At 50.0% G+C, this 15,937-nt stretch carries 15 protein-coding genes; 10 read left to right on the plus strand and 5 right to left on the minus strand.

The window, feature by feature from the left end; translation table 11 throughout:
• Window positions 1-73 precede the first annotated feature (73 nt).
• Complete coding sequence (locus D4L85_RS07620; RefSeq protein WP_160143595.1) at window positions 74-256, minus strand: hypothetical protein; 183 nt, start codon at window positions 254-256, stop codon at window positions 74-76.
• A 120-nt stretch (window positions 257-376) separates the two neighbouring features.
• Between D4L85_RS07620 and D4L85_RS07625 the strand changes: the two genes are divergently transcribed.
• From D4L85_RS07625 to D4L85_RS07640, 4 genes are all read left to right on the plus strand, one after another.
• Window positions 377-937, plus strand: coding sequence for an RNA polymerase sigma factor (locus D4L85_RS07625; RefSeq protein ID WP_228450803.1), 561 nt, complete (start codon window positions 377-379; stop codon window positions 935-937).
• A gap of 4 nt (window positions 938-941) precedes the next feature.
• Entirely contained in the window at window positions 942-2,012 is a 1,071-nt protein-coding gene (locus tag D4L85_RS07630) for a trypsin-like peptidase domain-containing protein (RefSeq protein ID WP_119753768.1), read from the plus strand.
• A gap of 172 nt (window positions 2,013-2,184) precedes the next feature.
• Window positions 2,185-2,811, plus strand: coding sequence for a hypothetical protein (locus D4L85_RS07635; RefSeq protein WP_160143596.1), 627 nt, complete (start codon window positions 2,185-2,187; stop codon window positions 2,809-2,811).
• A gap of 370 nt (window positions 2,812-3,181) precedes the next feature.
• Entirely contained in the window at window positions 3,182-4,561 is a 1,380-nt protein-coding gene (locus tag D4L85_RS07640; RefSeq protein ID WP_228450804.1) for an RtcB family protein, read from the plus strand.
• A gap of 112 nt (window positions 4,562-4,673) precedes the next feature.
• On the opposite strand, the gene D4L85_RS07645 is transcribed toward D4L85_RS07640, so the two are convergent.
• Both D4L85_RS07645 and D4L85_RS07650 read right to left on the minus strand, forming a co-directional pair.
• Entirely contained in the window at window positions 4,674-6,767 is a 2,094-nt protein-coding gene (locus tag D4L85_RS07645) for a PrsW family intramembrane metalloprotease (protein WP_119753771.1), read from the minus strand.
• A 149-nt stretch (window positions 6,768-6,916) separates the two neighbouring features.
• Entirely contained in the window at window positions 6,917-8,656 is a 1,740-nt protein-coding gene (locus D4L85_RS07650; RefSeq protein ID WP_119753772.1) for a WCX domain-containing protein, read from the minus strand.
• A gap of 1,081 nt (window positions 8,657-9,737) precedes the next feature.
• Between D4L85_RS07650 and D4L85_RS07655 the strand changes: the two genes are divergently transcribed.
• The 4 genes from D4L85_RS07655 (at window position 9,738) to D4L85_RS07670 (ending at window position 13,603) form a co-directional block, all read left to right on the plus strand.
• A complete protein-coding gene (locus tag D4L85_RS07655; RefSeq protein ID WP_119753773.1) occupies window positions 9,738-10,838 on the plus strand; it encodes a slipin family protein in 1,101 nt (366 codons plus the stop codon).
• 128 nt (window positions 10,839-10,966) lie between these two features.
• The gene (locus D4L85_RS07660) at window positions 10,967-12,373 is read left to right on the plus strand and encodes an RtcB family protein (RefSeq protein ID WP_119753774.1); all 1,407 of its coding nucleotides are present in this window, start codon (window positions 10,967-10,969) and stop codon (window positions 12,371-12,373) included.
• Between the two features lie 246 nt (window positions 12,374-12,619).
• Window positions 12,620-13,186: a hypothetical protein gene (locus tag D4L85_RS07665; protein WP_119753775.1), complete on the plus strand. Its 567-nt coding sequence runs from the start codon at window positions 12,620-12,622 to the stop codon at window positions 13,184-13,186.
• 6 nt (window positions 13,187-13,192) lie between these two features.
• Entirely contained in the window at window positions 13,193-13,603 is a 411-nt protein-coding gene (locus tag D4L85_RS07670) for an ADP-ribosylation/crystallin J1 (RefSeq protein ID WP_119753776.1), read from the plus strand.
• 49 nt (window positions 13,604-13,652) lie between these two features.
• Here D4L85_RS07670 and D4L85_RS07675 read toward each other — a convergent pair whose 3' ends face one another.
• Complete coding sequence (locus tag D4L85_RS07675; protein ID WP_160143597.1) at window positions 13,653-13,862, minus strand: DUF3253 domain-containing protein; 210 nt, start codon at window positions 13,860-13,862, stop codon at window positions 13,653-13,655.
• A 137-nt stretch (window positions 13,863-13,999) separates the two neighbouring features.
• On the opposite strand from D4L85_RS07675, the gene D4L85_RS07680 reads away from it, so the two are divergent.
• Window positions 14,000-14,380: a DUF1801 domain-containing protein gene (locus D4L85_RS07680; protein ID WP_119753778.1), complete on the plus strand. Its 381-nt coding sequence runs from the start codon at window positions 14,000-14,002 to the stop codon at window positions 14,378-14,380.
• Complete coding sequence (locus D4L85_RS07685; RefSeq protein ID WP_119753779.1) at window positions 14,377-15,405, plus strand: RluA family pseudouridine synthase; 1,029 nt, start codon at window positions 14,377-14,379, stop codon at window positions 15,403-15,405. The genes D4L85_RS07680 and D4L85_RS07685 overlap by 4 nt, the downstream gene beginning before the upstream one ends.
• A 103-nt stretch (window positions 15,406-15,508) precedes the next feature.
• On the opposite strand, the gene D4L85_RS07690 is transcribed toward D4L85_RS07685, so the two are convergent.
• On the minus strand, window positions 15,509-15,712 hold the full coding sequence (locus tag D4L85_RS07690) for a hypothetical protein (RefSeq protein WP_119753780.1): 204 nt from the start codon (window positions 15,710-15,712) through the stop codon (window positions 15,509-15,511).
• Window positions 15,713-15,937 lie beyond the last annotated feature (225 nt).

Consider the following 15,937-nt stretch of genomic DNA (forward strand, 5'->3'; position numbering starts at 1 on the left):
AATGCCGTCGGGTGGAAGAGAACAGAGCCTCCCGGAATCGGGAAGCTCTGAAAGTTTACAGGTAGGTGTGTGCTTATTGCTTTGCGGTAGAATCGCCAGCCACAGGAGCTTGTGTAGTATCGGCTTCTACAGGAGCAACCGTTTCCGTAGCAGTGGTGTCCTTTTCAGTAGCCGTTTCTTCAGTTTTAGGCTTGCATGCTCCTATCGTAACCGCAATGGCCAGAACAGCAAAAATTGTTTTCATTGCATTCTTCATAGTTTCTAGTTTAAATTTTCCCTTCATACCGCGATTTCCGGAAGGTCACCCACGCAGAAAGATCTTTTTCTTTGGGTTACCTTCGGGGCGACTTTGTATAAAACCAACCTTACGTAAAACGTGGCCTATTATTTCGACGAGCTGATTGTTTCAGAGATCCGGAAGAAGAACGAGGGGGTGCTCCGGGAGCTTTATAAGACCCATTACGCGATGATCGTGAACCTGGTCTGCACCAACAGCGGCACCGAACAAGAAGCCAAAGACATTTACCAGGAGGCCGTGCTCGCTTTTTATGAGCGGGCACAGCAAGCGAATTTTATTCTGACCTGCAAGATCAAGACCTATCTCTACGCTGTGTGCAGAAGGCTGTGGCTCAAGCAATTACAGGCCAAAAAGCGCTTTCAGGGCACCCTTGAAGAGACGGAATCGTTCCCGGGGGCCGATGAGGAGGCGCTCAACGCAGAAGAGAAGGAAAAACAGTTTGCGGACATGAAAACTGCGCTGGAGGGGCTTGGAGAACCCTGCCGCAGCATTATCGAGGATTTCTACATACACGACCTTTCCATGGAAACCATCCGCGAAAAGTTCGGGTATACCAATGCCGACAATGCGAAAAATCAGAAGTACAAGTGCCTGCAACGCTTGAAGAAATTGTTTTTTGACGCCTATAAAGACCACTGAAAATATGAACACCGAACAAGATCTGCTGGACCGCTACGCCAAAGGCACCCTTTCCGCCCAGGAAACGGCCGCCCTGGAAGAGCGGATGAAGCAGGACCCCGCCTTCCGGGAACAGGTGGAAAAACACCTCTCCCTGATCAATGCCCTTCGATTTTACGGCGAACGCTCCCGCCTTCTCAAAACGCTGGATGACGCCCACCAGGAAATAGAAACGCCTGTAAAGGTCGTGCCCTTGGCCCGTCCCGTCGGTTGGAAACGCTATTGGATGACCGCCGTGGCCGCCTCCGTGGCCCTGATCAGTATTTTGGGAACACTGTTCATGACCCGCTCGCTGGATACCAAGCAAACCGCCATCTATAAGGAATTGCGACGGAATGTAGAGCAAATCAAAAAATCACAAAAGCTCATGATGGAAGACATGGCCGAAGTGAAAGAGAAACCCAAGCCCTCACCCGAGGCCTACGCCGGCACAGGTTTCCTCATTTCTTCGAACGGCTATGTGGCCACCAGCTATCATGTGATCAAAGAATCGGACTCCGTTATAATAGAGAACGCCAGATTTGGACGCCTCAAGGCTACCATCATTCACAACGACCCGGCGAATGATGTTTCCATTCTGAAGATCGAACAAAAGCTCGACGACCTGGCACAACCACTTCCCTACACGCTGTCGATGACCGAAGCCAATCTGGCCGAAGATGTCTACACCCTCGGCTATCCGCGCGAGGACATTGTGTTTGGCGAGGGCTCCGTGAGTGCACTGACGGGCTTCAAACAAAACCCCAATGCCTACCAGGTGTCGGTGCCAGTAAATCCCGGTAACAGCGGCGGCCCGTTGTTGAACGCGAAAGGCGACCTGGTGGGAGTGATCAGCGGCATTGAGACCGGAACTATGGGCGCTGCGTTTGCCATCAAATCCACCGTACTCATGGACGTGATCGGCCAGGTAACGGTCGACAGCGTGGCGTTGCCGTTAACACTGCCCAAGCAGAACACCATGAAGAACAGCACACGCGTGCAGCAGGTGAAGCGTTGGAAAGACTTTGTGTTCATGGTGCGCGTATACAAGAATTAGATCTTTTTTTGAAAGAATACCACGATACGGCTACCGGTAGATTTTCCGGTGGCCGTATTGCGTTTAGAGTGAGTGTGTTAGCGGGAGAGAAAGGATGATCCCTGAAAGCATGGATTGTAGATGCCCGCGTGTTGTTCTAATTTGGTCGCCCTGAACATCGAAACCTAGCGTTATGATACCGCCTGTTGCCAGAACTTACCGGCTTGTTGACTCCAGAATTGTTTTCATTATTACCTTGCTGGTGATTGCACTAACGATCGTGGGTGTGTACCTGTGGGGGCTGGGGAGTCACCACACGTTTTTTGAGAATTCATTTTTATCCACCACCATTTTGTCGGCAGCCTTTTGCTCGTTTATCACGGTAGGGCTATTCCACGGCATAAAATTAAAAGACAACATCGGCCGGATGACGGATAAGATCCCATCCAAAGCGTTTTCCAAAATGCCAGACGTTTCGCCGGCGGGGCCAATCCTGGAGGTTGGCGACGGGTTTGGCGAAGTGATCCTGGGTGCTATCATCAGCATTTTGCTTTGGATCGCGATTGCGGTTGTGCTGGCCGTGGTGTTGTTAATGTTCGGTCAATTGCTGGTCATTTCGTTGTTCACTTTTGCAGCTATGTTGTATTGGATCTTCTTTCGTGCTTTACGACTCGTCTTCAAAAATTCTAAACGCACCAAGGGTGATCTCCCCATGAGTGTTATCTACGGCGTCTTCTACACGTTCTTGTATAATTTTTGGATCTACGGCATACTTTTTCTGGTCGCTTATTTTAAGGGAACTGCGACGCTCTCTTTTTAGAATTCGGATAAATAACACAAAATTCCATTTCATCCCTTCCGGCATCGAAAAAGTGCGTTTATATTTGCAACGCATTTCACCTGATCGTATTCATTTAGAAAGCGGGAGAAAGTTTATGCTGGTGCTCACTTTACATATCACCCTGTAGCCGCTACGGTAATTCTTACCGGACCTGAAAGGCTATAGCCAATCAAAAAAACATTTTAGTTCATTTTAAATCGCAGACGCAAGTCTGAAGAAAGGTCACTATTTATTTTCCAGGATTTTGCCGCAAAACTTTGCGTCACAGCTCCGGGACCGTAAAGCACCAATCTTCTATTTACGTCCGCTCAATATTCCTATGGGCAAATACAAACTTATCCTTCAAGATATGAAGGGCATACCTTTTCCCTCGGATGTGATCAGAAGCCTGGCGCTAAACATTATGAATCGCCACTTCAAACACACACCGATCGAGGAAAAAATAAATCAGATTACCGATGTGCTGGAGCATCCGGAGAACTATCGTCATCACGAGCTGCTCGGCATCATCGCATTAAAACTTTTGTCGAAAGAAGTCACCGAGCCTTTGTATGAGGCTTTCGATCTGGACGAGTCGCCAAAACCTTTCGAGGTCTTTGGTCACAAACACATCGAACGCAATGCGCTGCAGCAAATGGAGGTCGCCATGCGCTTGCCGATAGCCGTGAAAGGCGCGGTCATGCCCGATGCACATCAGGGCTTCGGCCTGCCCATCGGTGGGGTGTTGGCCACCGAAAACGCGGTGATCCCCTATGGCGTGGGCATGGACATCGGGTGCCGCATGGCACTGACCATCCTCGACCTGCCGGGAAGCTACGTGGTGCACCACGACTACGTTTTGAAAAAAGCGTTGGGCGACTACACGCATTTCGGCAACGACGGAGGACTTGACTTCCGACAGGAGCACGAGATCCTTGATCACCCGGGTTTTCAAGACACCGAACTGTTGCGAAAGCTGCATGGTAAAGCCGTACGTCAGTTGGGAACGTCAGGCTCCGGGAATCACTTCGTAGAGTTCGGCACGGTCCAACTCGATGCGGAAAATACGCTTGGCATTCCAGGGGGTGTATATGCTGCCTTGCTTTCGCATTCGGGCTCGCGAAGCCTCGGTGCCAACATCGCGCAACATTACACGCACGTGGCCATGGCCAAATGCAAATTGCCGGGAGCAGCAAAAAGCCTGGCGTGGCTCACACTGGACAGCGACGAAGGACAAGCGTACTGGCACGCCATGCAACTGGCCGGCGACTATGCCAAGGCATGTCACGATCAGATCCATCGCAACCTGTGTCGCGCACTGGGTTTTCAAACCCTTGCCACTGTGGAAAATCATCACAACTTCGCATGGAAAGAGTTGGATGAGGATGGACGCGAACTGGTCGTGCACCGAAAGGGAGCAACGCCTGCACGAGAAGGCGTGTATGGCATCATTCCCGGAAGCATGCTGTCGCCAGGATATATTGTTCGCGGCCGCGGCAACACGCTGTCCATAAATTCTGCGGCACATGGCGCGGGGCGTAAGATGTCCCGTCAGAAAGCGAAAGAGTCCATCACGATGAGCAGCTTGAAAAAAATGTTGCAGGCAGAGAAGATCACGCTCGTCGGTGGAAGTCCGGAAGAAGCACCGGGTGCGTATAAAGACATCGACACGATCATGAAGAGTCAAGGCACCTTGGTTTCCATCGAAGGAAAATTCTATCCCCGTGTGGTGCGGATGGCAAAAGACTAAAACGTTATGAGTGAAGATTTGAAATCCTCCTCCGTTTCCTGGCAAAGTCAACTAAAAACCCCCGGATCGATCCGGGGGTTTCTTTTTTCTGAAATGCTACGCTGCCCTCAACTCAAGTCGCATGCAACGCCATGTATGCCCACCCGTGAAACGGAAATTGTTCCTTTCGAGGGAAATTTGATTTTAGTTGATTCAAGTCGGAAATGGACTTGAAGAAGATCTGCACGTCGTCTTCGTATAACAACGAATCGTTTTGGTTTCGCAGTTTGACGAGTGCGTAGTGCGGGTGATGACCCTCGAAGGGAAGTTGTCTTGAAAATTTTACTACAAACCAGTTCGGATCGAGATCGTCGTGGTCCTTTAGAACAATGCGGCTCACGATGTCACCCTCATACTCGCCATCGAGTATTTCGGCCAGGCGGTGATTATAAGGATCGTTGCTAAGGTTGATCTTCAGCCCCACATAATTATGTGCGCGTATGGAATTAACGAAATACCAGCTGGTCAGCAGTGTGCCGCGTTGCAACGTGCCGTACCCACGCTTCTCGCGGCTGCTGAAATAAATGTCGCGCCAGTAGCCTCTCACCACGTTGAAACTGCTGAGGTTGGAGGCAAAGAAAATAATGCTCATCGCGGCGAACGGCAAGCTGGAGTAAAATTCATAGTTCGCTTTTTCCGGCCCGCGCATGAAAGCCACCAGTACATACTCAAACGCAAAAATAAAAGTGAGACCCAATGCCACATATTTAGATTTCTCCAAAAGATTCACTTTGCCATAGGTAAAGAAGGGAGAATTATTCAGGCAATTGTTAAGAATAATGATCCACACCTGTACCATGAAGATGAAGTACACCACGAAAAGAATGTAATGATCGTGCATGAGCAGGAAATCGTACAAACCATGTACCGCTGCTCCGATCATGAAACTGACAGGCACGGAGATCCACGCGCTGATGTGCTTGAGTTGAAACCGGCTTACCACAAAGCCATAGACAACGATGGATGCAGCAATCATGTGGCCGATAACCGACAAATAGGCCCTTCCATGAATAATACCCGCCGACAAATTCTGAAAGTAGAGCACGTTCTCGACAAAGGCAAACCCCAACGCGCTGGCAGAAGCATAGACAATAAAGTCGATCGGCTCCTTTAGACGTGGTGTCAACATCATGAACAGCAGAAAGGGAAAAAATTTCACAAGTTCCTCCGGTACGCCGATCATAAAAACGGTATAGAGCAAATCGTTCCAAAAGGTGTTGTCCATTTCCCACGGAAAATACAACTCCCGAAAATCGCTAAAGGAAAGAACCGCCAAGGTGGAGATCATTCCGCCACAAAAAAGGCACAGCATGATCAGCAGATCATTTCGCTGGCGGAACACTCTCAAATAACCAATGTAGCTCAACCACATAGCCGAAATGAGCAAGGCGGCAACAAAGCCCGGCGCGTTGACCATATGGCCAATGGATTGCAGCAGCGAGGTAACATACGCTGCAAAATCACCCGTCTCCCAATGCAACCGCCGACGCAGTCCGTCTGGAAATAGTTCGGGCGAAGGGTCGTATTTGAGCAATTCCTTTAGCATCGAGAAATTCTTGTGCTCTTCATATTGTTTCAGGAGATAGGAAAATGCTCCACTGAAATTGCCACCCTTTATATGAAGCTCGCGTTCAAATTGCTCTTCGGCCAGTCGCGGTTCTCCCCCATCCATGTAGAGCACCCCACGGCAAAAATGGACATAGGGGAAATCGTCCCGTTGAATGCGATACAAGTGAAACGTTGCTTTCTCCCGATCCTCCTTCTTTAAATAGATAGCGCCCAAACCGAAATGGCCGATTGCGGAAGCCACACTGTCCCTGCTTTGGGAAAGTTGCTCATATTTTTTTTGCAACGCATCCAGATCCTTGCCGTCTCGCGAGAGGTAATGAATACGGCGGTAATGAAATTCAGGAGATTGTTGTACCAACCCGAGCCAGGTGGTGTCACCCAGTGTCGACCGGGCAACGACATCGTCCGCGAGGGAAACTTCGGTTGGGGGATCTTTAAAGAAAACATTTACGATCGCCGCTGCGCACACCAGGAGTGTCACGCTGCTCATCAATGCGAGGAACAACGGCGAGCGAAAAAATATTTTTTTGTTTGAGAGCGCGTTGAAACGCCATCCTAAATACGCACCGCCAATCAACAAGATCAAAAAGTAAACCATAACCACACACTTAGCGAAGAGGGAACCGTATCAAAAAAGCTGATTCTGAGCGGCGGATTTTTCTTGAATTAAGTAAAATCCGTGCAGGTCTGCAAGTGCGGGATCACTTTCACAAACAGGTCCACATTTTCCGGTTATCAAACGCCGATTTACGCTTGCGGTGCTGAAATCGCTAAGCGCTCAGCCCATTCCAACCCGTTCGGCAATTCCTGTGCATTGAATTCCAGGTGGATCACCCTCCGGTGTTTCGGGCTGGTGGCTTTGGAGGAAGCATGCAGCACCAAGGGTTTCATCAAATGAATGCTACACGCTTTCGCTTCGCAAACATGCGGGATGCTGTTTTGTGTGATCAACGCAATGGCGTCGTCCGACAATTTTTTCTGATGCGATCCGGGCACGATCTTCAGCGCGCCGTTCGATTCGTCGGCATCGTCCAAGTGGATCCTCACGGTGACCGTGTCTTTCAAAATTTGTTCCGGCGGGCAAACATCGTGCTCGCCGTTTTTCTTTGTCCAGGCTGTGAAGCCTTCGGTCTCGATTTTTTCCTTGACATGAATCACGATATCCTGGTGCCACGTGACATACCAGTTCGATTCCGGAGTTTTGTCAAAATAAATGGCCTTGGTAAGAAACAGATCCGGGTTTATTTCCTTTAAGATCGCCGTAAGATTCGTATTGAATAGCAACGGTTTCAATTCGGGCAGTTCCTGCAAAAGATTTCGAACAGCGTAAGCATCCTCCGCCGGCCGGCTTTTCAGATACATGTGTAGTTTCGCGCTGATGGCATTCACGTCCCGCTTCCTAAACACGTGATGCAACACGGACGATCCTTTGTAGATCAGTTTGTTGATCTGATTTTGCAGCGATCCCCGGTTGAACTCGAACTGATATTGATCCAACGCCTCCCCCAAGATGTCGCGGATCCGTCGCTTCAGTTTTTCGGGCGCCAGAATTTTTATGCGGTTGCCAAAGCCGAGGATCTCTCGCTCCAATTCAAAATTGAGTTGTACCTGCAAGGAAAATACGACACCCGTAGTAAGCCTCTCCTCCACGTTCTGTGAATGATGGATGGGTTTGGTCGCAATGTAGGGAGCCGTTTCATGGTCGGCATGCAAGAGCACCTTTTCGGTCTTGCCGTCCTGGTTCACCGAAACACCCACCACGTCATGGAAGAAACTGGAGATGTTGAAATCGGTCGCCGGCGCATATTTCGCCGGGCACTCGCCGATGCTCACGATGCGATCGAGGGCCAGGTTTAGGATGGGCGTGTTTCGCTTTTTCACCCCAAGTACAAACCAACGGTTGCGGTATTCTTTCAAGCAATAGGGGTGAAAAACAAAGGTGTTCGCACTGCGCGCCTTGAACGATTGATAACAAAGTTCTACCGGACGCTTTTTAAGGATCGTCTGATACAACGCATCGATATGCTCCAGTCCCTTCAGGTTTTCATTCTTTTCAAAGTCAATAACCGGTTCCTGATTGGTCTTTGCAGCATCGATCTTGTTTTCCAGGCGCTGCACCATGCCGCTCAGTTCCTGGAAGTGGCTGAAGCCTTTGAACTGCCGGAGGATCTCCACCACCTCCGTTAATTTGCCCAGGTCCTGGTCGGTCAGCGGGATGTTGGTGATGGAATATTCGGGGTCTTCATAGGTGTAGAATTTTTTTTCCAACACCACGATCGGCGCATTGTATCCCAGCTTGTCGCTGCGCATGAGTTGGATGTCCATCTGCACGGTGCGCCGGCTCACGCCCTTGTCGATGCCCTCATATTCATAGAGCGTCTCGGAGCATGCGTCGATCAAATCCTCCAGCGTCCAACGCCGTTGGCGATTTTTAAGACAGGCATCGATGGTGCGAAAACGGATAAGGGCGTTGCGGTTAACCGGCATATCGGATCATATTTGCCGAAAAGATGGCAAAAATTCCATTCTGCGCAAAGAGACTGCGCAGATGCCGCTCGGATGAAAATGATTTAAAATCAAAGAAGCTGTCCTTGTGAGACAGGCTTCTTTGCCTTATCTGAAAAGTATTTTCAAAAGAAATAAAAAAAATTCACTGCGCAAAAAGACTGCGCAGATGCCCCTGATCTTTGATTCATCATTTACGCGGAATGATAGCAGCTTCAAAGCGGCCCTCTTCCACAGCGGTGGAAGAGGTTTATTGGGTCTTGTAGCTTAAAAGGAAAAGCCTGCGGTAAAAGTAGATCGCACCGCAGTGTGCCGGGATGATTCCGTTATGGCTGCGCGCTATAACGGATAGAATTTGCAGATGCACCGAAATACCGCTCGGAGAAGTATAGTAGGGAAGCGCATTTAGAGCCCGGCTGCCCGCAAGGGAATTCCGGTTCGAATCCGGAGGAGGCCACAAAAATGTTCATTGAATTTGAAATTGATGTCCGCCTTTGGCGGATAAAAAATCTTCTCTCCATCCCGAAAGGACTGGAGGAAGCGCGGAAAAAACTAAGGCAAAAAGACCGGATGCGAGTTTCTGTATAGCTCCATAGTACTGCGGCTGGCCCGCAGCATGCTGCTTTCGCCGATGTTGTTTTCCCCCACTTGCGTGTCGAAGGTTCGAATCCTTCTCCGTTACGTAGCGGATAGCTCAGTTGGTAGAGCAGCAATCCATGGACTTTAAATCCATACTTGTTGAAGAAGACAGTCACTTCTCAAAAAAACGACTACCGTACAGAAAAGCAGCGACAGGCAAACCGGTTCACCCTTCTCCGGAAGGATTGAACACGTCGGCCGGAAGCTTGTAAAGGTGAGGATACCGTGCAGGATCGTTCGCATACTTTTTTGCAAAGCATTTCTTTCCGAGTCTTTCGCTTTTGCGAGGGATACGAAAGAACATCTCTTCAAAAAATTATCCGCACGAAAATACACTCAATCGCTCTTCCGCCTCCGGAAGATGGTTTGCGGGTCGCGGCTTTCTTTTTAAATGAATTTTTATTTTTTATTAATTTCTATTGTTATGAAAAGGATCAGGATCAACACCGGCTACATCGGCCTGGTGTTCAAAAATGGCAACTACAAAAAAGTGTTGACCGAAGGCGTGTATTGGCTGTCGTTCAACGAAACGATCATGTTCTATGACATGACCAAGCCCTTCCATCCTTCCCTGGAGCTGAACATCTTGCTGCGCGACCAGGCGTTGGCCGATTTGTTGACCGTTGTGGAAGTGAAGGATACGGAGATCGCCCTGCACTCTGAAAACGGGAACTTCAAAAGCTTGCTGACACCCGGACGCTATGCTTTCTGGAAGGGCGTGGTAGACCACACCTTCGTGAAAGCCGACCTGAGTAAAATCGAAGTAACAGAACCTATCGATGTCAGCACGTTGATGCGAAAAGAGGTGCAGCCCTACATCCGTGTATATGCTGTGGAGTCGTATGAGAAGGGTATCCTGTTCATCGACGGAAAGTTTACCAAGGTGCTGGACACCGGCGTGTACTTCTTCTGGAAGAATCCCGTGGTCGTCACTGTGTTGAAAGCCGACCTGCGTCAATTGCAGTTGGAAGTTTCCGGTCAGGAGATCCTGACCCGCGACAAGGCCGGGCTGCGTTTGAGCTTCTTCGCGCAATACAAAGTGGTGGACATCCTCAAGGCGTTGATCGAGAACAAGGATTATGAAAAGCAACTGTATGTCATCATCCAGCTTTGCTTGCGCGAATTCGTGGGAACGCTTTCCTTAGACGAACTCCTGGAGAAGAAAGAGTCCATCGCCCCCTACATGCTGGAGTCGTTGAAAGACAAAGCTTCTGCATTGGGTATCGAGGTGCGCGACTGCGGGATAAAAGACATTATTTTGCCCGGTGAGATGAAGGAGATCATGAACCAGGTGCTGGTGGCACAGAAGAAAGCCGAGGCCAACGTCATCATGCGTCGTGAGGAGACCGCTTCCACGCGAAGCTTGCTGAACACGGCCAAATTGATGGAGGAGAACACCATGCTGTTCAAATTGAAAGAAATGGAGTACGTCGAAAAGATCGCCGATAAGATCAATAGCATCTCGCTTTCGGGAGGCAACCAGATCATCGATCAGTTGAAAGACATCTTCGTGCCCCGCAAATAAAAAACGTTGTGCGATAGCAGGGCTGTATTCCGGAATACAGCCAATTTTTATTGCGATCGCCAAACGCTAAAACAAAAGAGGGTGTGACAAAACATTTTAAATCCGCCCGTCTTAACTTAACATCGAAAATGAAACTGACAGGAAACGATCTTAAAAAAATAGGATACGCAGAAGGCAAAGCACTTGGCCTTGCCTTGACCATTATTGAAAGAGAATACGCTGCATGGAAACCAGCGGATCAACTCAACTTGCTACAACGCGTGAAAGACGATCCGGCCCGCTATATCCATGACGAAAAGCTTTCGCCTCTCGCAATGGAAATACTGAAACCTGCAGATTCAACCATCGCACTGGAACCTGCCGGTAAGCCCTATAAAATATACGGTGCCGAAGCCATCGAAGAAGGCGCCATCCACCAGATGGATATTGCCTCGCGGCTGCCCATCACCGTTGCCGGCGCGCTCATGCCCGATGCGCACCAAGGCTATGGATTGCCCATCGGCGGCGTGCTGGCCACCAAAAATGCCGTGATCCCTTATGGGGTTGGGGTGGACATTGGTTGCCGGATGTGCCTGACTGTGTATGACCTGCCGGTAACCCTGTTGGAGGACAATAAAGAAGCGTTAAAAAAAATGCTCGTCAACAACACCATGTTCGGGCAGGCTACTTTTAAGCAGCCAAAAGATCACGCCATTTTTGAGCGCGATGAGTTCAGCGACATTGCCGTGGTGAAGGGCTTGAAAGACAAGGCCTGGAGACAGATCGGCTCGTCTGGTGGCGGAAACCATTTTGTGGAGTTCGGCATTGTAGATATCCCGTCCGTTGCAGACGAGTTGGGGCTACAACCTGGAAAATACCTGGCGTTGCTTTCACACTCCGGCTCCCGCGGTTTGGGGGCCACCCTGGCCGCTCACTACACCCGGATCGCCATGGATGTTTGCAAGCTTCCACAAGAAGCCAAGCACCTCGCCTGGCTCGACCTCGACACGGAAGCCGGTCAGGAATACTGGCTTGCCATGAACCTGGCTGGCGATTATGCTTCGGCATGCCACCACCAGATCCACGAGCGGATGGCCGTGGGGCTGCGTTCCAACCCGCTCATGATGGTAGAGAATCATCACAACTTCGCGTGGAAAGAGCAAGATGCGTCCGGTGAGGAAGTTATCGTGCATCGTAAAGGCGCTACGCCTGCAGGCAAGGGAGTGCTCGGGATTATTCCCGGGTCCATGGCCACACCGGGATTTATTGTGAGAGGAAAAGGTGTATCGACATCAATCAACTCCGCATCTCATGGTGCGGGCAGATTGATGTCGCGTACCAAGGCGAAGCAAACGATTTTGCCGGGTCATGTCAACAAAGTGTTGACGGCTGCGGGCGTGGAATTGATTGGTTCGGGTCTTGACGAAGCGCCGATGGCCTACAAGAATATCCACGAAGTGATGGCCTCCCAGCACGAATTGGTAGACGTTTTAGGAACATTCATGCCTAAGATCGTGAGGATGTGCGGTGATGAAAAATTCAAGGAAGTGGACTAACGCTCCCTATCTCCCTGAAATTTTCTCCAGCTTGATAAAGGTGTTTTAAAAACTTCTTTATACTTTTACATCATGAACACAATGCTACACCAAATTAACCAAGCACAGAAGTCGACGGCGCAAGTCCGCGACCCTAAGTGCTATTATGTCCGGAGTAGTATGTTGAGATGATTGATAAGATCAAAGTCATACAGAAAGCCCGGACGCTAAAATGTCCGGGCTTTTTTATTTTAAACCACTTTCATCATGACTGTCGATAGCATACTTAAAACCGTTGAGAAGGAAGCGATCAGCACCTTTTCCCTGCTGGATGGCTGGTTCGATGAAGAACAAGCTGTGTTGGACTACCGCCCGCAAGCGGAGGCGTTGAATGCCCATGAAATATTGGTGCAGTCCATGCTTACGTGCCGCGATTTGATGGAGGAGGTCGACAAGGGCAGTGCACGCGCGCTGGAGTGCGCACAGGAGAACGAAGGGTTCGATTGGAATCAATATACGCTGCTACCGCCGGAGGCGATCGAAGCGCACAGCCGCCCTCATGATCACGCCCGCATGTTGGAGGGCACGATGGCGGGTGACTTCTTCCCTGCGGACGACGTTCGCGTATCCTTGCGCACACAGTTGCTGAAATGCCTGGAGCATCTTGATATGCTGCAAAACGGCGAGGGTGTGCACTATAAGATCTCCTATACCGATTATGGCATCGGCGACCTTGACATCTACCAGTACCTGTATCTCTTGACCCTTTCCGTGAAAGGGCAACTTGACCAGCTGCGTTACAACAAAAAAGAATATTTATCGCTCAAAGCTTAGTGTTTTATGTGGAGGACTTTATATCGACCGACCGGGCCGAATGAATTGGCGCTGATCGTCGATTCGGGGATGAAAAGATTTCCGCCCCGTCTTTTCTGGCAACCTATATTTTATCCCGTATTGAATGTAGAATACGCTTCTGAGATCGCCGAGCGGTGGAACAGAGGCGATGAGGATTCGGACGATGCCGGCTTTGTAACCGCTTTTGAAATTCCGGAAGATTATTTTCGGCAATTTCAAATTCAAACCGTCGGGCTGGATCATCACCAGGAGTTGTGGGTGCCTGATCACCAGTTGTCTGAATTCAACGACCAGATCGTAAACGGCATTCGCGTAGAGCGGTCGTATGCAGGAAGAAATTTTGTCGTGCCCGATACGCTCCAAGCGATTCTTCCTAAAATAGAAAGCCCGAGGTAAACCCTCGGGCTTTTGTTTTTTTTATAAGAACGATGTATTAAAGCAAGTTTTATTGGCCTTTTTTGAACCTTAACGGCGCTTTAGCAAACTGTTCATGCACCGTTTTCTCCGACTTTTTCGGGATGATCTTGCCCTCATTGATGAGCACGTGAGCGACGAGTTTCACCTGTTCCAACAGCTGCGGCCAGTTCTTGGCATCGATGGCACGTGCCACCTCCGGAGGGCCAAAGGTCCCGTCGGAACCACATTCGTCAGCCATTCTTAGAATCGTTCTACGGATGTCCTCAGCAAATATCATAAGTGGCAAGATAAAGGAGGGTCTGAGGAGGTAACACGGTTGCCGCGAAATCAGTTCTCCCGGTTTCCATATAATTAACCGTTGTTTACTTTTGTACCATGACTGTGCGCACGTTCATTGCCGATCAACCCTCGCCCCAGCGGGAGATCATGACGATTCTCCGCTCGTGGATTCTTGATCTTGGGCAGCACACGCAAGAAAAAATCAGCGCCAAGATCCCCTATTTTTACTTCTATGGCCCCCTTTGCTATCTCCACGCACAGCCCGACGGCGTAGACCTGGGTTTCACTAAGGGCTATGAACTCACGGACGAAGAGAAGCTATTGGAGTCGCGTGGGCGCAAACATGTAAAGACCATCACTTTTTATAGCGTAACCCAACTGGAGGAGCAAGAGGAATCGCTCCGGCATATTTTGAACGAAGCCGCCATCCTGAACGAATACCGGTATAAACAGCAACAGAAGAAGAAAGCCAAATGAACGAACCCGAGATCCTCGAGCAGGACGACGATGAGCTTTTCGAGCACCATCGCATCACCGCCGATGCCAAACAAAGTCTGGTGCGCATCGATAAATTTTTGATGGCCCGCTTGCCCAACGTCACCCGTACCAAGATCCAGGCCGGCATCCACGAGGGGTTTGTACGCGTGAACGAAAAAAGCATCAAGCCCAACTACAAGGTTCACCCCAACGACGTGATCACCGTTTCCATGCCCGAGCCACCCCGCGACACCACGGTGGTGCCCGAGAACATTGCGCTGGACATCGTGTATGAAGATGCTCACCTGATGGTGATCAACAAACCCGCCGGCATGGTCGTGCACCCAGCCTACCAAAACTGGACCGGCACCGTGGTGAACGCCCTGGCCTACCATTTCCAGAACCTCCCCGAACTGCCGGGCAACGACGGACGCCCCGGACTTGTGCACCGCATTGATAAAGACACGTCTGGGCTACTGGTCATCGCGAAAGACGAGACAACGCTTACCGCACTGGCCAAGCAATTTTTCGATCACACCATCGAGCGTCGCTATCATGCCATCGTGTGGGGTGTGCCGGAACCTCCTCAAGGCACCATCAACGTGAACGTGGGGCGCAGCCTGAGAGACCGCCGCATCACCACCGCGTTTCCCGAAGGCGACATGGGGCGGCATGCCATCACCCACTATACCTTGTTGCAGGACTTGCGTTATGTCTCGGTGATCGAATGCAAATTGGAGACGGGGCGCACGCACCAGATCCGCGCCCACATGAAATACCTAGGCCACCCGTTGTTCAACGATGCGCTGTATGGCGGCGACCAGGTGCTGAAGGGAACGGTGTTCACCAAGTATAAACAGTTTGTGGAAAATTGTTTCGAGGTCATTCCCCGCCAGGCGCTGCATGCCAAAACATTGGGCTTCGTCCATCCCGTGACCAAACAATTCATGCAATTCGAATCCGAGCTGCCGGCTGATTTTAAAGCGGCAATCGAAAAGTGGGAACATTATGTGAAGTATAACTGACGGTTACCGTTCAGAGAAGAACCGGTTTAAAAAAGGGGAAAAGGAAGTGATTCAGTGCGTGGTAACGCACAGGCTATACAACGAAGAAGATCAAAAGTCTGTCTTAAAACGCGGTGCCGAACTTGCGTCCTTTACCCAGCGCCTGACGGATCTCCTTCAGGGCTTCCCGTTTAAGCTTCTGATGCGTGGCATCGTCTTTCGACGAGTACACCAGGCTTTTGATGTAGGCCAAAACTTTTTCAGTTTGGGTCTGATCCAGCGAGTCCAAAGATTCGAGGATCGCGTGTTTTTGATGGATGGTTGTCATAGCAAGTAGTGGTTGCTACTACAAAGAACGTAAATAACGGTACTGAGGTTCAAGCCCTTAGAGCGCTATTCATCATAATACAACACAGAAGTAATATTCCGCTTATAATGTCCACAATTTGACCCTCTCCCCAGCCGTTGCGCGACCCGGTTCTAACGTTTGAAACCACTTGATTTGGGCTTAAAACAGGATATAGTAGGATTGACAATAAGGAGATTCTGCGTA

The organism is Chryseolinea soli, assembly GCF_003589925.1.
Taxonomy (GTDB): domain Bacteria; phylum Bacteroidota; class Bacteroidia; order Cytophagales; family Cyclobacteriaceae; genus Chryseolinea; species Chryseolinea soli.

What these genes read in the sequence shown, in the direction of transcription:
- D4L85_RS07680 (WP_119753778.1), top strand. Translation starts at nt 14,000, where the DNA reads ATGACTGTGCGCACGTTCATTGCCGATCAACCCTCGCCCCAGCGGGAG.
- D4L85_RS07660 (WP_119753774.1), top strand. Translation starts at nt 10,967, where the DNA reads ATGAAACTGACAGGAAACGATCTTAAAAAAATAGGATACGCAGAAGGC.
- D4L85_RS07665 (WP_119753775.1), top strand. Translation starts at nt 12,620, where the DNA reads ATGACTGTCGATAGCATACTTAAAACCGTTGAGAAGGAAGCGATCAGC.
- D4L85_RS07675 (WP_160143597.1), bottom strand. Translation starts at nt 13,862, where the DNA reads ATGGCTGACGAATGTGGTTCCGACGGGACCTTTGGCCCTCCGGAGGTG.
- D4L85_RS07650 (WP_119753772.1), bottom strand. Translation starts at nt 8,656, where the DNA reads ATGCCGGTTAACCGCAACGCCCTTATCCGTTTTCGCACCATCGATGCC.
- D4L85_RS07620 (WP_160143595.1), bottom strand. Translation starts at nt 256, where the DNA reads ATGAAGAATGCAATGAAAACAATTTTTGCTGTTCTGGCCATTGCGGTT.
- D4L85_RS07630 (WP_119753768.1), top strand. Translation starts at nt 942, where the DNA reads ATGAACACCGAACAAGATCTGCTGGACCGCTACGCCAAAGGCACCCTT.
- D4L85_RS07690 (WP_119753780.1), bottom strand. Translation starts at nt 15,712, where the DNA reads ATGACAACCATCCATCAAAAACACGCGATCCTCGAATCTTTGGACTCG.
- D4L85_RS07635 (WP_160143596.1), top strand. Translation starts at nt 2,185, where the DNA reads ATGATACCGCCTGTTGCCAGAACTTACCGGCTTGTTGACTCCAGAATT.
- D4L85_RS07685 (WP_119753779.1), top strand. Translation starts at nt 14,377, where the DNA reads ATGAACGAACCCGAGATCCTCGAGCAGGACGACGATGAGCTTTTCGAG.
- D4L85_RS07655 (WP_119753773.1), top strand. Translation starts at nt 9,738, where the DNA reads ATGAAAAGGATCAGGATCAACACCGGCTACATCGGCCTGGTGTTCAAA.
- D4L85_RS07670 (WP_119753776.1), top strand. Translation starts at nt 13,193, where the DNA reads ATGTGGAGGACTTTATATCGACCGACCGGGCCGAATGAATTGGCGCTG.
- D4L85_RS07640 (WP_228450804.1), top strand. Translation starts at nt 3,182, where the DNA reads ATGAAGGGCATACCTTTTCCCTCGGATGTGATCAGAAGCCTGGCGCTA.
- D4L85_RS07645 (WP_119753771.1), bottom strand. Translation starts at nt 6,767, where the DNA reads ATGGTTTACTTTTTGATCTTGTTGATTGGCGGTGCGTATTTAGGATGG.